The following is a 15,969-nucleotide window of genomic DNA, read 5'->3' on the forward strand; positions in this document are numbered from 1 at the left end:
AATTATCGACATGCAGTATGACAGCGGTCTTATCAGAGATTCTGAAATCCGCAGATTACAGGAAGCTTTGCGGATCAATATCAACCTGAACACGCAGAGAACCACGCGCTTTAGGCGCTGCCTGTAACAAAGCCCGCAGATAGGACTGGATGTCTGAACGCTTCGAGCCCTGTACCAGCAGACGAAAACGGTGCCGCCCGCGAATCACCGCTAGTGGCGCTTCTGCGGGCCCCAGCACTTCTATATCCCCGTCACGCGGTGCCGCACGCCGCAGTGCACGCGCATGGCTCTCTGCCTCTGCCCTGCTGTCAGCTGAAACAATCAGTGCCGCCAGCCGTCCGAATGGCGGCAGCATCCCGCGCTGACGTTCATCGATTTCACGCTCATAGAAAGCCTGCGCATCACCGGCAATAATCGCCTTCAGCACCGGATGATCTGGCTGATAGGTCTGAATGAGACCAACACTTTTACGTCCCGTGCGTCCTGCGCGGCCTGTCACCTGATTGAGCAGCTGGAATGTGCGCTCAGCAGCACGCGGATCACCATTGGCAAGGCCGAGATCCGCATCAATCACACCAACAAGCGTAATCAGTGGAAAATTATGCCCTTTAGCAACCAACTGGGTGCCGATCACAATATCCGCCTCCCCTTTGGCAATTGCCTCCATCTCCATACGCAAACGCGTCACGCCACCAGCCATATCAGATGAGAGTACGATAATGCGTGCATCCGGAAATGTTGCTGCGGCTTCTTCCGCAATGCGCTCCACACCGGGACCGCATGCCACCAGATGATCCAACGCCCCACAGGACGGACAGGCATCAGGACTTTTCTCGTGATAGCCGCATTGATGGCACATCAGCTGACCACGGAAGCGATGCTCCACCAGCCAGCTTGAACAATCCGGACATTGAAAACGGTGCCCGCAAACGCGGCACAAAGTCAGCGGCGCATAACCGCGCCGGTTGAGAAACAGCAAAGCCTGTTCTTTACGTTGCAAAACCTGCCCGACAGCTTCCGTCAAAGCAGGCGACAAAAACCGTCCTGCCGGTGGCGGTGAGCGGCGCATATCAACCGGCTTTAAATCCGGCAAAGCCGCATCAGCATAACGTCCCTGCAATGGCACATAGCGATAGCGTCCCTGATTGGCATTGACCAGACTTTCAATCGACGGTGTTGCCGAGGCCAGAATAACAGGGAACTTGCCGATAGAACCACGCACCACCGCCATATCGCGGGCATTATAAAACACACGGTCTTCCTGCTTATAGGCAGGGTCATGCTCTTCATCGACAATAATCAGACCGGGATTAGCAAAGGGCAAAAACAATGCGGAGCGTGCACCGGCAACAACCTTGACCGTACCTTCCGCAATCTGCCGCCAGACGCGCTCCCGCTGGCGGGGCGCCAAATCAGAATGCCATTCTGCAGGACGCGTGCCGAAACGGCTTTCAAAGCGATCAAGAAATTGCTGGGTCAGCGCAATTTCCGGCAGCAGGATCAGAACTTGTTTGCCAAGCTCGACAGCGCGCGCCACCGCTTCAAAATAGACTTCTGTTTTACCGGAACCGGTCACACCATGAAGCAGCGAGACCGAATAGGTTTGCTCTTCCACCGCTTCGACAAGACATTGTGCTGCAGCCTGCTGATCCTCGGACAGCTCCGCCTGCCCGTAAAACGGATCAGGTTCACCGACCACCGGCGGCGGCGGGATCATCACCTCTTCGAATAGCCCCTGTGCTTTCAGTCCTTCAACCACGCTGCCGGAGACACCGGCTGCATGGGCAAGGCCGGACTTCGTCCAGCTCAGACCATTATTGGCGACCTCCAGCACTTTTTCACGCGCTGCTGTCAGCCGCTCGGCTTTGCCGCCAATATAGCGCAAGCCCGGAATGAACGGTTCAGGATCGAAAGCTGCCGGTGCACGCAGCACCATTTTTGCCACCATACCGGGCGGCGACAGTGTATAATCTGCCGTCCAGCGGATAAAGCGCAGCATATCGCGGCTCACCGGCGGACAGTCAAAAACATGCAGAATGGATTTCAGCTTTTTAGGATCGACCTGATCGCTCGCATCATCAGTGACAACACCGGCCACTTCACGTGGGCCCAGCGGCACGCGCACAATTGAACCAGCCTGAACATCCATCTCCTCAGGAACCAGATAGCTATAGGGACGTTCCGCTGGCATCGGCACAAGAACCGGAACAACACGGCGCGTCTTAATCTCTGTTTTCCCGTTCAAAAAATTATCCCGATCAGTTCCGGCATGCTGTTTTCACCGCTATTTTGCACAACTGCACTTAACCGCAAACACTGCTTATATTCAATTCTTGATGAGATGCGCTGTTATTCACCAAAGGCAGTTTCGGTTTATGGAAATATGCGTTAAACAATCCTATCTTTGTCGGATATAATACCGTCTGTACAGCAAGCCCATAACGGAGGATAAGCTGAAATGAAATTCTTTGTGGATACCGCCGATGTCAAAGACATCCGTGAACTCAACGATCTGGGACTGGTTGACGGCGTTACCACCAATCCATCGCTGATCCTGAAATCCGGTGGCAACATCATTGATGTGACCAAGGAAATCTGCTCGATCGTTAAAGGTCCTGTTTCCGCAGAAGTCACCGCGACTGACTATGCAGGCATGATGAAAGAAGCAGCTGTGCTGGCGAAAATCGCCGACAATATCTGCATCAAACTGCCGGTAACGCTGGATGGTCTGAAGGCGTGTAAGGCTCTGACCTCTGATGGCCATGAAACCAACCTGACCCTGTGCTTCTCGGCCAATCAGGCATTGCTGGCAGCCAAAGCTGGTGCGACATATATTTCGCCTTTCATCGGTCGTCTTGATGATATCGGTCTGAATGGCATGGATCTGATTGGTGAAATCCGCACCATTTTCGACAATTACGATTTTGAAACCCAGATTCTTGCTGCTTCCATTCGTACAGTGAACCACGTTAAGGAAGCTGCACTGATCGGCGCGGACGTCATCACTGCACCGCCTGCCACACTGAAAGCCCTCGTCAAGCATCCGCTGACAGATAAGGGTCTGGAAGCATTTCTGGCAGACTGGGCAAAAACCGGTCAGTCGATTGCTTAATCCGGCAATAAACGAATGAACAAAAAAGCCCGCTTTTCAGCGGGCTTTTTTTATATTCAAAACAATGTCGCAGCGTTTTAGAGCGGTTGCGCTTTCCATTGAAACGTGGAACCGCTCTAATTCTTTGTTTATACGCATTATCCCACGCAAAACCGCTTCGTACTTTTGCTGGAAATGCTTTAAAAAAGCGGATGATCGTGACGAAAATGGTGATTTTCGAGAACCGGAGCGGAGCGTACTTATAGTACGTGAGCACCGGAAGAGAAGAAAATCGCCATTTGCAGGCCGATCAGGCGTTTTTTATGGGAGTTTCTGCATATCCTGAGCCAAAGATAGTACAAGATACTGTGCCAGCTCTTCGGCTGCACGCTGCTGGGCATCACGATGGGCACGCAGGTTCGCAAATTCCTGACGCGGACGGTCATAGGATGAACTGACCTGACGGCGGCCGGTGGCAACAACCTTGCCATCCCTGTCACGCAGCACATAATTTGAGCTCATACGAACAGTACCGGCAGATGCACGACCTTCCGTTGAATCACCAACATCCACTTCAACAGCAGATTCTGTACTTGTCGAGAAACCAAGCGCCAGATGATAGGCCGGCTGTGACGGTTCCCCTGCCCCGCCGGACAGCCCGAAGATCAGGCGGTTACGCACCGCCTGCGCCGGAATGGAATCCACATCATCCACTTTGATGGTTGCCAGCTTGGTTTTAACACTGGAAGGCACACCGCCGACACCGGCACTGCCACTTGATGAATAAAGCGGCTGCACCGTACAACCGGCAACAAACGCTGACAGGACGAGACCTGTCAGCACTGCCAGCCGCATTTTGCGAATCGGCGATTTGTCTTTAGTGTGATGATCAGACAACGACATTCACAATCCTCTGCGGTACAACAACAAGCTTTTTAGGCTGACTACCGTTCAACGCAGCCTGAACAAAGTCAAGAGCCAAAACCGCTGCTTGCACTGTTGCCTGATCCGCATCACGCGCAATTGTAATGTCACCACGCTTCTTACCGTTAATCTGTACCGGCAGCGTAATGTCATTTTCAACGAGCAATGCTTCATCAATCACCGGCCAGCCACGGGTGGCAACCAAGTCCGTCGCGCCCAGCACCGCATTACACTGTTCAGCCAGATGCGGCATCATCGGTGCAATCATGCTGATGAACATATCTGTCGCTTCACGGGTGGCAGCTTTGGTCACATCATCGGCTTTACCGGCAGCAACAGCCTGCAAAGGTGTGCTCAGCACATTCAGCAGCTCATAAAGACGGGCAATCGCACGGTTGAAAACGATTTTCTCGATATCGTCGCCAACGGCTTTCACAGTCTTATGGGCAGCCTTGGAAATCTGTGCGGCATCGCCTTCATAGGCAGCTTTCGGTGCAACACCTTTCAGGTTTTCACCGGCTTCAGAAATCAGACGCCAGACGCGCTGCACAAAACGATGCGCACCTTCCGCACCGGCTTCTGTCCACACGATATCGCGCTCCGGAGGGCTATCCGACAGAGTGAACCAGCGCGCGGTATCCGCACCGTAAGACGAAATAATATCATCCGGATCGACAACGTTTTTCTTCGACTTCGACATTTTTTCAATCGAACCGATTTCTACCGTTTCACCGGAATCCAGCATGGTTGCCGAACGAACACCGTTTTTGTCTTCAATACGGATTTCCAGCGGCGACACCCACTGACCATTATGCTTATAGGTCTCGTGAACAACCATGCCCTGTGTGAACAGACCCTTGAACGGCTCTTCCACTTCCAGATGACCGGCCACTTTCATGGCGCGGGTAAAGAAGCGCGAATAGAGCAGATGCAGGATCGCATGTTCCACACCACCGATATACTGATCGACCGGCAGCCATTCATCAGCAGCCTTGCGGTCAGTCGGTTCATTTTCCCAAGGAGCAGTGAAGCGGGCAAAATACCAGGATGAATCAACAAATGTATCCATCGTATCGGTTTCACGGCGGGCTTTATTGCCGCATTTCGGGCAGTTAATATGGCGCCAGCTGTCATGACGATCCAGCGGATTGCCCGGACGATCAAACGCAACATCATCCGGCAGCTGCACCGGCAGATCATTGCGCGGCACAGGCACGGTTCCGCAGGATTCGCAATGAATCATCGGGATCGGGCAACCCCAATAACGCTGACGGGAAATACCCCAGTCACGCAGACGATATTGTGTTTTGCGGAATGCCTGCGGCTTGCCATAGAGATCAGTCTTTTCCAGACGATCCGCCACTTCATTAAACGCAGCTTCCGGTGTCATGCCGTCGAGGAAACGCGAATTGATCAGCGTACCTTCGTCGCTGTAGGCCGTATCGGTGATTGTGAAGCTTGCCGCATCGGCACCGGCAGGCAGAACAACCGGTGTAACGGTCAGCTTATATTTATTGGCGAAATCCAGATCGCGCTGATCGTGTGCAGGGCAACCGAAGACCGCGCCTGTACCATATTCCATCAGCACGAAATTGGCGACATAGACCGGCAATGTCCATGAAGGATCAAACGGATGCTGAACGCGCAAACCAGTATCGAAACCTTTTTTCTCAATGGTTTCGAGCGTGGCAACAGATGTGCCATGCTGACGGCATTCAGCGGCAAAAGCAGCCAGACCTTCATTACTTTCCGCCAACTGCTTCGCCAGCGGATGATCGGCAGCAATCGCCACAAAAGACGCACCGAACAGCGTATCCGGACGGGTTGTATAAACCTCAATATCGCCTTCGCGTTCAGCAAGCGCAAAACGCAGCTGCAGGCCTTCCGACTTGCCGATCCAGTTCTTCTGCATCAGACGCACTTTGTCCGGCCACTGGTCAAGCGTATCCAGACCGGCAAGCAGTTCTTCGCTGAAATCGGTGATCTTGAAGAACCACTGGGTCAGTTCGCGCTGCTCAACCAGCGCACCGGAGCGCCAGCCACGGCCGTCAACAACCTGCTCATTGGCCAGAACCGTATTATCGACCGGATCCCAGTTGACCTTGGATGTTTTGCGGGTCACCAGACCTTTTTCAAACATATCAAGGAACAGCATCTGCTGACGGTGGTAATAATCCACATCACAGGTCGCAAATTCACGAGACCAGTCCAGCGACAGACCCATGGTTTTGAGCTGACGTTTCATGGTGGCGATATTCTGATAGGTCCATTCTTTCGGATGAACCTTGTTCTGCATCGCCGCATTTTCTGCTGGCATACCGAAGGCGTCCCATCCCATCGGATGGAGAACATTAAAACCGCGTGCGCGCTTATAACGGGCAATCACGTCGCCCATTGCGTAATTGCGCACATGACCAATGTGAATGCGGCCGGACGGATAAGGAAACATTTCCAGCACGTAATATTTTTCGCGTGGATCATCATTGGACGTTTCGAAGATCTTGTTTTCTTCCCAGATCTTCTGCCAATGGGCTTCGCTTACGCGCGGATTATATCGTTCGGTTGCCCGTTCAGTTACCATGGCTGTATTTACTCATGCAAAGAGAATGGAATATGTAGTGCGACCTTCATCATGGATTGGCCAAAGCGTCAACCTTCTCCCATAGTGAAGCGGCAGAAAAAGGAGATTTATACCATGAATGCACCCGCCAGCCCCCTTGCTGACAATCTCAAAGCAGTTTGCACGGCCATTGCGCAAAGTGAACACGAAGCGCAGCGGACAGCAGGTTCGGTGCAGTTGGTTGCGGTTTCCAAGACCTTTGATGCCGCAGAAATCACACCTGCATTGGAAGCTGGACAGCGTATTTTCGGTGAAAACCGCGTTCAGGAAGCTGAAGCCAAATGGCCGCAACTGCGTGAGCACTTCTCCGGTATTGAGCTTCATCTCATCGGCCCGCTGCAATCCAACAAAGCGGCGGATGCTGTAGCCTTGTTCGATGTGATTCAGACGGTTGACCGCGAAAAGATTGCCGCAAGTCTTGCCGGAGAAATCAGGAAGCAGAACCGCGCTGTTAAATTATTCGTTCAGGTTAATACCGGCAGCGAAGAGCAGAAAGCGGGTATTGATCCGCGTGAAGCTGTTGCCTTTGTTGCCCGTTGCCGTGATGTGCACGGGTTGGAGATTGCCGGTCTGATGTGCATTCCGCCGGTTGATGAAAATCCGGGCCCGCATTTTGCCCTGCTACGCAAGCTGGCGGCTGAAGCAGGCGTTTCTGAATTATCAATGGGTATGTCCGGTGACTTCGAGACCGCCATTGCTTTCGGCGCGACTTATGTGCGTGTCGGCTCAGCAATTTTCGGCAGTCGTCCGCCTTTAACAAAGGCCTGACCAAATCTTCTTTCCAGGCTGTGCAGTTTTTCACTGTAATCTTACAGTACAACAACTTGTCGCAAATAATTGTCTTGCTTCACCCTGTAACAATTATAAACTCCGGCGCAATTCCGACAATTGTGCCGGAGGGATTACGCCGTCATTGAACCCTATGAGGGAACGCTATGTGGCACCCCGACACCAATACGGGAGCAGATCAGACTTTTTGCCTGATTTACGATGCGAACCGCACGCATTAACAATGGTGCGGTTTTTTATGCAATGTGCCGGCAAGGAGGGCCGCCGGCGCGAGGAGGAACTATGTCCGAGAAGAAATATCCGATTTTGCCGGAGGCGAAAGCGCGCGCGCTGATCGACAATGACACCTATCTTTCATGGTACAATGAAAGCATCAGCGACCCTGACGCATTCTGGGGCAAACACGGCAAACGTATTGACTGGTTCACACCTTATACCAAGGTGAAAGATACGTCTTTCGAAGATAACGTCTCTATCCGCTGGTATGAAGACGGCGTCACCAATGTCTCTTATAACTGTATTGACCGTCACCTGGAAAAGCGCGGAGATCAGACCGCGATTATCTGGGAAGGCGACAACCCTTATATCGACAAGAAAATCACCTATCGCGAGCTGCATGAAAATGTCTGCCGCCTTGCCAATGTGATGAAAAAACACGGCGTTCGCAAAGGCGACCGCGTTACCATCTATCTGCCGATGATTCCGGAAGCCGCCTATGCGATGCTGGCTTGTGCGCGTATCGGCGCAGTACATTCTATCGTCTTTGCAGGCTTTTCACCGGAGGCGCTGGCCGGTCGTATTATTGACTGTGAATCCACATTCGTCATCACCTCAGATGAAGGTATCCGCGGCGGCAAACCTATTCCGCTGAAAGAAAATACCGATACCGCAATTGATATCGCCGCTAAACAATATGTGTTTGTAAACAAGGTTCTGGTTGTCCGTCGTACCGGCGGCAAGATCAACTGGGGTCGCGGCCGCGATCTCTGGTATCATCAGGAAGTTGCAAGCGTCGATGCGGTCTGCGAACCGGAACCGATGAAGGCTGAAGACCCGCTCTTCATCCTTTATACATCCGGCTCGACCGGCAAACCGAAAGGCGTGCTGCACACCACCGGCGGCTACCTCGTTTATGCCTCGATGACCCATGAATATGTCTTCGATTATCATGAAGGCGATATTTACTGGTGTACTGCGGATGTGGGCTGGGTCACCGGTCACTCCTATATTGTCTATGGCCCGCTCGCCAATGGCGCAACTACGCTGATGTTTGAAGGCGTACCGAACTTCCCGGATCAGGGACGTTTCTGGGAAGTGGTCGACAAGCATCAGGTCAATATTTTCTATACCGCACCAACGGCAATCCGCGCTCTGATGGGTGCCGGTGATGAATTCGTAACCCGCAATTCCCGCAAATCCCTGCGCCTGCTCGGCTCGGTCGGTGAACCGATCAATCCGGAAGCATGGGAATGGTATTATAATGTGGTCGGCGATCAGACCTGCCCGATTGTTGATACATGGTGGCAGACCGAAACCGGCGGCATTCTGATTACCCCGCTGCCGGGTGCAACCGATCTGAAACCGGGCTCGGCAACCCGTCCGTTCTTCGGCATCAAGCCACAGCTGGTGGACGCGGAAGGTGCCGTGATCGAAGGCGCAGCCGACGGCAATCTCTGCATCACCGATTCATGGCCGGGTCAGATGCGTACACTCTATGGTGATCACCGCCGCTTCATTGAGGCCTATTTCACCACCTATAAGGGCAAATATTTCACCGGTGACGGCTGCCGCCGTGATGAAGACGGCTATTACTGGATTACCGGCCGCGTCGATGACGTGCTGAATATTTCCGGCCACCGCCTCGGCACTGCGGAAATCGAGTCGGCTCTGGTTTCGCACCACTCGGTATCGGAAGCTGCCGTTGTCGGCTATCCGCATCCGATCAAGGGTCAGGGCATCTATTGCTATGTCACGCTGATGACCGGCGAAGCAGAGCATGATGAAGATGCGCTGCGCAAAGAACTGACCAAGCATGTGCGCAGTGAAATCGGACCGATTGCAACACCGGATATGATCCAGTTTGCACCGGGTCTGCCAAAGACCCGTTCGGGCAAGATCATGCGTCGAATCTTACGCAAAATTGCGGAAGATGATTTTGGTGCACTCGGCGATACATCAACACTGGCCGATCCGGCAGTGGTGGATGATCTGATCGAAAAGCGTCAGAACCGTAAGTGATAGAATAGAAAAGGCCGGTTTAACCGGCCTTTTTATTTATATAGGTATCGGCCATTGCAGCCATATCCGGCTGGCCGTCATGATAGGTAAAACCAGCTGCCTTCAGATCATTGCCATCAATAATCAGATCTTCAAAAAGCTGCTCATAGATGGCTTTTTTGCCCAAGAGTGTCAGCCCTGCTTTCATCAGCGGGCGCGGCACCGGCACCATTCTGTTCGCTTTGCCCATTGCCTGCCGCAACCTTGTGACAAGCTGTTTTGTCGACAGCAACACCGGATCAGCCAGATGGAAAATCCGGTGATCAATCTGCGCCTGATCAGCCTGAGCCATAAATTCCAGTGCCCGCACCACATTATTACAAGAAACAAAACTGCGCTGATTATTGGCACAGCCAAAGGGCAGAGGCACAGCACTGTCGCAGAGCTTCAATAACAGGCGCAGATTACCGGGAGCACCGGCACCATAGACCAGTGCAGGCCGTGCAATTCCGATCTCAATGCCCTGCATTTTCAAAAGCCCCTGTTCCGCCAGTGCTTTTGTATGCCCGTAATCAGACAGCGGGCGATAGGACAAATCTGTTGTCAGCGGTGACGGATGCCCCGCTACCACATTAATTGTCGAAACAAAGATAAAGCGCTTCACGCCCGCTGTACGAGCCTGTTCAGCCAAAGCCACAGCCAGTCGATGATTAACTGCATCCATCTCTGAGGGATCGGCAGCATTTTTTCCGCTTCTATGCGCAATGCCGGCACAATGAATCACGCATTCCACACCGGAGAAGTCAGGTTCACTCAGTTCATGACGCGCAATAATCTGCACCTCATGCGCCTGCTCCCGCAGATACACGACCAGTCTGCGCCCGATAAACCCGCCTGCACCGGTAACCGCAATTTTCATCTGTCAAATCCGTATCTGAAATCGTACTTTCTCTGATAGCAATGCTCTGACAATAATCATACCGCTTTGCAGCCAAATGAGACCGGATCATGCATTTTCACTTCAGCCCCGCACGTTCAGAAGATTTCAGCAGATTATTGGAGCTGCGTCTGCTCACCATGCAGGAAAGCCTTGAACGGATCGGCCGTTTTGACCCTCAGCGGGCATTTGAACGTTTTCAAAATAGTTTCCGCCCGCAGCACACACGCTTAATCTTGATCGGCAACCAATTCGCCGGATGTGTTGCGTTGGGGCCTGACGAAGGCGACTGGCTTCTGGAGCATTTTTACATTGCACCGGCTTTTCAGGGGTGCGGTTTAGGAAGGCTCGTCTTAGCGCAACTGATTACCGAAGCTGAACAGGCGAAGAAAATTATAAAGCTCAGTGTCTTACAAAGAAGCGATGCTGCAAGGTTTTATGAAAAACACGGCTTTCACAAAACCGGCGAGGATGAATGGGACATCTATTATGCCCGCCTCCCCACCATTTCACGTGAATCATAGAACCGGAAAAATCTGCCTTTAAAAATCAATCGTGCGGCCTTTGATTTCCCAATCACCATAACGCGCCGGATCTTTACCACCGCGACCACCGATTTCTTTTGCCGTTTCTGCCTGCTGTTCTGCGGCGCGGCGCTCTTCAGCCTCCAGCAAAGCGCGCTGGGCAGCAGGCGGCAGGTCTTCAAATTTTTTGCGTGCTGCAGGAGCATCCGATTTTTGATAATCTGCCAATGAAACCACATTATTATTCGCTGATGGTGTTTCATTATCCATGGTTTTTGTCCTGTCCGTCTGCAGCATATATCAAATTAAGTTTTAGCAGTGCTATCATAGCCCGTGTCTTATTGAAGATATAGTCTGCAAGCCCCATTTTATCATCACATGAAAATGACCTTATTGACGAACCGGAACGGAGATACTGAATGAACATGATGCGTACTGCCATGCTGATTGCCTTCATGACAGCCATGTTTATGAGTATCGGTTATCTGATCGGCGGCTCAGGCGGCATGATGATTGCTCTCGTGATAGCTGTTGCCATGAATTTCTTCAGCTACTGGAATTCTGACAAGATGGTGCTGCGTATGTATAATGCGCAGGAGGCGGATGAAAATATTGCACCGGAATATTACCGCATCGTCCGTGAATTGTCAGATCGCGCCGGTCTGCCAACACCTAGAATCTATGTCATCAACGAAGATCAGCCCAATGCTTTTGCCACCGGCCGTAATCCGGAAAATGCAGCTGTTGCTGCCACCACCGGCTTGTTACAGCGCCTGAACAAGCAGGAAGTTGCTGCTGTGATGGCGCATGAACTGGCGCATGTGCAGAACCGCGACACGCTGACCATGACAATCACCGCGACGCTTGCCGGTGCGATTTCCATGCTCGGTAATTTCGCTATGTTCTTTGGCGGCAATCGTGAAAACAACAATGCGCTGAGCATGATCGGCACGATCATCGCGATGATTGTTGCACCGTTTGCGGCGATGATTGTGCAGATGGCTGTCAGCCGCACCCGTGAATATGCTGCTGACCGGCGCGGCGCGGAAATCTGCGGTAATCCGCTCTGGCTGGCCTCGGCTTTGAACAAGATTGCGCGCGGCGCCCATGAAACTGTGAATGAAGAGGCGGAGCATAATCCGGCAACCGCGCATATGTTTATTATCAATCCTTTGAGCGGCCGCGGCGCGGATAATCTGTTCTCCACCCACCCTGATACGGCAAACCGTATTGCCGCTCTGGAGGGCATTGCGCAGGAAATGGGCATTAATTCTGTCTATGATAATACAGATAATGGTTTTCAGAACCGTCAGTCTGGTGCATATAGCCCGACAAATAACCAATCACAGAACCGCCCGCGCAGCACACCGTCACGGAATAATCCGTGGGGGCAAACGCCGCAGAGTGGTTCATCACCGGATGATGAGCCGGAAAAACCCTATAAAGGACCGTGGTCTTGAACGATAAAAACCCTGCCGCAAAACGCACCGGCTTTCGCTCAGATAAAAAGCCGTTTGATAAGCAGAGTCAAAATCAGGATCATAATCTTGGTCAGTCTGAAGTCGAATATCGCGCAAAGCTGGAAGCAGAACATCCGGGTCTGAATGTGCGCCAGTGTGCTGCCAAACTGCTCAATGCGGTGGTTGCCAAAAACACATCGCTGGACGGCCTCACGGATGCGCATCACGGCCATCCGCAATATATGGAACTGGATGACCGCGACCGTTCGCTTGTGCGTGCTATTCTCGGCACGGCTTTGCGCAATCGCAACACCATTGAAACAACCTTGTGCAAGCTGCTCGACCGTCCGCTGCCTGCCAATGCGACTGCCTTGCAGCAATTGCTCCATGTCGGTGCGGCACAAATCCTCTATCTCGACGTGCCGGATCATGCAGCCGTTGATCTGGCTGTAACTTCCGCCAATATCGATCCGCGCAACCGCAAATATGCCAGCCTCGTCAATGCCGTGCTACGCCGCCTCACCCGTAATAAAGAGCGCGCCATTGAGTTGAAAATTCCGAATGGCCCTGAATGGTATATTGAAAGCCTGTCCAAGACCTATGGCAAAAAACAGGCAGAAGCTATTCTGGCGATGCAGGCCTATGAGCCATCCATTGATCTGACGGTTAAAAACAATCCGGCTGCATGGGCTGAAAAGCTCGGCGGCACACTGCTACCAAACGGCTCTGTACGTCTTGGTTCTTTTGAAGGCGCCCTCACCTCGCTGGAAGGTTTTGCGGAAGGCGAATGGTGGGTGCAGGATGCGGCAGCAAGCCTGCCTGCAACTTTGCTCGGTGACATCAAAGGCAAACGCGTTGCCGATCTTTGCGCCGCACCCGGCGGCAAAACGGCCCAGCTGATTATGGCCGGTGCTAAAGTCACTGCATTCGATATCAATAAGAACCGCCTCAAGCGTCTCAAAAGCAATCTCGACCGTCTGCAACTGGACGCAGAGCTGATCGCGACCAATATTCTCGACTATCAAACGGACGAGTTGTTTGACGCCATTCTGCTGGATGCGCCTTGCTCATCCACCGGCACAGTGCGCCGCCATCCGGATGTACTCTGGACAAAAACACCGGATGATATTGTCCGGCTGGCACAGGTACAGGCCAAACTTCTTCGTCATGCCATTTCTCTGGTCAAACCGGACGGGATTATTGTCTTCTCCAATTGCTCGCTCAACCGCGAGGAAGGCGAAGACATGGCACAGGCTATTCTTGCAGAAGGCGTGCTGAAATCCGAACCTTTCAAGGTGCAAGAGCTGAAGGGCATGGAACCGCTGATTACAGATCAGGGCTTCCTGCGCTCAACGCCTGCTGATTTGCCTCATGATGAGCCGAAAATGGCCGGTCTTGACGGTTTCTTTGCTGCACGCTTCCGTCGTCCGGCCTGAAAACCAGCCAATAACTTATCTGTTTCTTAAAAAAACATGCCGATCCACATCATTCCGCAGCTCTTGGTTAACAAAGAGTTCACTATTGCCGTGGAATGATAGATCATAGCGCATGAATAACGAAGCATATCGCCGCCGGATTTATCCATGCGACATGCTCTAAGGAGTACCCTGCCGTGAATGTCGCGCTAAGCGAAACCCCGCATCTGTGGACACTGGCCGTTGCCCAAGGCTGGCGACGTTTCAGCAGACGTGTGCGGCGCGGGCCGATGTTTCGCTGGCGTTTTTCCGGCTTTACACCGGAGCGGGTTCTGATTGCCCCGCCGGATTTGCGCGTTGCCGATCCGCAGCTGGCACAAGAATTTTATCACGGCCGCTATGCGCTGGCCGGTCGTCTGGTGGAAACCGGCGGCATCTCCCCTTTTGCCATTGAACCGCCGACAGATGCATGGGAAGCCTCGCTGCATTCCTTTGGCTGGCTGCGCAATATGCGCGCCGCCGGAACCGAACTGGCTATGGTCAATGCCCGCGCTCTGGTCGAAGACTGGATCCGTATGCATGGCAAGCGCATTGAAGGCATTGCCTGGTCGCCAGAAATTACCGCGCAGCGCATTATCGCATGGCTCCAGCATTCCAACATCATTCTTGCCACCTCCGATCTCGCCACCTATCGCAAATTCATGCGCTCGCTGGCGATGCAGGTACGCTACTTGCGCACCATGACCGGTGTGATGGATGATGGTGAAGATAAATTACGCGCACGTATTGCACTGGCTTTTGCCAGTCTTGCACTGCCGGTCTCGCAATCCATGGCGCGCTCAGCACGCCGCCATCTTGAATATGAACTGAACCGGCAGATACTGGCCGATGGCGGCCATATATCGCGCAATCCTGCCGCTATTCTGGAATTGCTGGCCGATCTGCTGCCACTGCGCCAGACCTATAGCAATGGTAATGAATCGCCGCCCAAAGCGCTGATTGAAACCGTTGAGCGTATGCTGCCCGCTTTGCGTTTCTTCCGTCATCAAGACGGCAGTCTGGCATTGTTCAATGGCGTGGGGCCTACCTTGCCGGAGCGTCTGATTTCCGTGTTGCGCCATGACGAGACAGATGGCGCGCCGCTCACTCATGCGCCGCATTCCGGCTATGAGCGCCTGCATATGGGCTCAACCACTATCATTGCCGATACGGGTCTGCCGCCACCGGTTACCGCCTCGCGCGATGCCCATGCCGGTTGTCTGGCATTTGAAATGTCCTCGGGTCGCCAGCGTTATATTGTCAATTCCGGTATCGACCGTTACGGCCCTCCGGAGTTCCGGCCGCTTGGCCGCACCACGGCAGCGCATTCAACAGCGACGATCAACGACACATCGTCATGCCGCTTCAGCCTCAATTCCAGCATTTCCAGCGTACTCGGCACGCCGATTATTGCAGGCCCGACCAGCGTCAGACGTCAACGGCTGGAAGGCATGGGCGAACAGGGTTTTGTTGCCAGTCATGACGGCTATGTACGGCTTTTCGGTTATACCCATGAGCGGCAGGTTGTACTGTCTCATAATGGCAGTCTGATTGAAGGTGTTGACCGCTTTATCAAATCGCATCTGAAAACCACGCGCAGCGGTAAAAACAAACAGCAATCCGATCTGGTGACAGTGCGCTTTCATATTCATCCGCAGGTCTATATCCGCATGGATGAAGACGGCGTGGTGCATCTGACCGCCGATCACGATGACAGCTGGGCTTTTTCCTGCGCTGATGTGATGCCGCAGCTTGAAGATTCCATCTTCTTCGCCGGTTTCCGCGGCCCTGTGCGCTCGCGCCAGATCGTACTGACCTTCTCTGCGACAGAGAGTGACCACGTCAGCTGGCGCTTTACCCGCACCGGTCTCGGTCAGTATGTATGAATGTCATAAAAATCTAGGATTCCTCGCGCGCCTGTGATACGCCGCCTTTGTCCCACTTTACCGGATT

Annotated in this window: 12 protein-coding genes; 7 read left to right on the forward strand and 5 right to left on the reverse strand. The window is 53.0% G+C overall.

The window, feature by feature from the left end; genetic code table 11:
- Window positions 1-55: 55 nt before the first annotated feature.
- Window positions 56-2,191 (reverse strand): primosomal protein N', encoded by a 2,136-nt coding sequence (locus KHQ09_RS15615; protein WP_213600049.1) that lies wholly within the window; start codon window positions 2,189-2,191, stop codon window positions 56-58.
- A 267-nt stretch (window positions 2,192-2,458) separates the two neighbouring features.
- Here KHQ09_RS15615 and fsa point away from each other — a divergent pair, with 267 nt between their 5' ends.
- Window positions 2,459-3,112, forward strand: coding sequence for a fructose-6-phosphate aldolase (gene fsa / locus KHQ09_RS15620; protein WP_121994152.1), 654 nt, complete (start codon window positions 2,459-2,461; stop codon window positions 3,110-3,112).
- A 300-nt stretch (window positions 3,113-3,412) separates the two neighbouring features.
- On the opposite strand, the gene lptE is transcribed toward fsa, so the two are convergent.
- On the reverse strand, window positions 3,413-3,946 hold the full coding sequence (gene lptE, locus KHQ09_RS15625) for an LPS assembly lipoprotein LptE (RefSeq protein WP_213600050.1): 534 nt from the start codon (window positions 3,944-3,946) through the stop codon (window positions 3,413-3,415).
- Between the two features lie 34 nt (window positions 3,947-3,980).
- Entirely contained in the window at window positions 3,981-6,596 is a 2,616-nt protein-coding gene (gene leuS, locus KHQ09_RS15630; RefSeq protein ID WP_213599178.1) for a leucine--tRNA ligase, read from the reverse strand.
- Between the two features lie 114 nt (window positions 6,597-6,710).
- Between leuS and KHQ09_RS15635 the strand changes: the two genes are divergently transcribed.
- Both KHQ09_RS15635 and acs read left to right on the forward strand, forming a co-directional pair.
- Window positions 6,711-7,403, forward strand: coding sequence for a YggS family pyridoxal phosphate-dependent enzyme (locus tag KHQ09_RS15635; protein ID WP_213599180.1), 693 nt, complete (start codon window positions 6,711-6,713; stop codon window positions 7,401-7,403).
- 303 nt (window positions 7,404-7,706) lie between these two features.
- Window positions 7,707-9,662 carry an acetate--CoA ligase gene (gene acs / locus KHQ09_RS15640; protein ID WP_022709886.1) on the forward strand — a complete coding sequence of 652 codons (1,956 nt, stop codon included), beginning with the start codon at window positions 7,707-7,709 and terminating at the stop codon, window positions 9,660-9,662.
- A 19-nt stretch (window positions 9,663-9,681) separates the two neighbouring features.
- Here the strand turns inward: acs and KHQ09_RS15645 are convergent, their stop codons facing one another.
- Window positions 9,682-10,560 (reverse strand): NAD-dependent epimerase/dehydratase family protein, encoded by an 879-nt coding sequence (locus KHQ09_RS15645; protein WP_213599182.1) that lies wholly within the window; start codon window positions 10,558-10,560, stop codon window positions 9,682-9,684.
- An 89-nt stretch (window positions 10,561-10,649) separates the two neighbouring features.
- Here KHQ09_RS15645 and KHQ09_RS15650 point away from each other — a divergent pair, with 89 nt between their 5' ends.
- On the forward strand, window positions 10,650-11,102 hold the full coding sequence (locus KHQ09_RS15650; RefSeq protein ID WP_213599184.1) for a GNAT family N-acetyltransferase: 453 nt from the start codon (window positions 10,650-10,652) through the stop codon (window positions 11,100-11,102).
- Between the two features lie 18 nt (window positions 11,103-11,120).
- Here the strand turns inward: KHQ09_RS15650 and KHQ09_RS15655 are convergent, their stop codons facing one another.
- On the reverse strand, window positions 11,121-11,372 hold the full coding sequence (locus KHQ09_RS15655) for a DUF1674 domain-containing protein (RefSeq protein ID WP_213599186.1): 252 nt from the start codon (window positions 11,370-11,372) through the stop codon (window positions 11,121-11,123).
- A 149-nt stretch (window positions 11,373-11,521) separates the two neighbouring features.
- Here KHQ09_RS15655 and htpX point away from each other — a divergent pair, with 149 nt between their 5' ends.
- The 3 genes from htpX to KHQ09_RS15670 all read left to right on the forward strand — a co-directional run bounded on the left by htpX (window position 11,522) and on the right by KHQ09_RS15670 (window position 15,902).
- Window positions 11,522-12,562 carry a zinc metalloprotease HtpX gene (gene htpX, locus KHQ09_RS15660; protein ID WP_213599187.1) on the forward strand — a complete coding sequence of 347 codons (1,041 nt, stop codon included), beginning with the start codon at window positions 11,522-11,524 and terminating at the stop codon, window positions 12,560-12,562.
- Window positions 12,559-13,998: an RsmB/NOP family class I SAM-dependent RNA methyltransferase gene (locus tag KHQ09_RS15665; RefSeq protein WP_213599188.1), complete on the forward strand. Its 1,440-nt coding sequence runs from the start codon at window positions 12,559-12,561 to the stop codon at window positions 13,996-13,998. The genes htpX and KHQ09_RS15665 overlap by 4 nt, the downstream gene beginning before the upstream one ends.
- 176 nt (window positions 13,999-14,174) lie before the next feature.
- Window positions 14,175-15,902, forward strand: coding sequence for a heparinase II/III family protein (locus KHQ09_RS15670; protein ID WP_022709880.1), 1,728 nt, complete (start codon window positions 14,175-14,177; stop codon window positions 15,900-15,902).
- The last annotated feature ends 67 nt before the right edge of the window (window positions 15,903-15,969 follow it).

Source organism: Pseudochrobactrum algeriensis, from assembly GCF_018436245.1.
In the GTDB taxonomy this organism is placed as follows: domain Bacteria; phylum Pseudomonadota; class Alphaproteobacteria; order Rhizobiales; family Rhizobiaceae; genus Pseudochrobactrum; species Pseudochrobactrum saccharolyticum.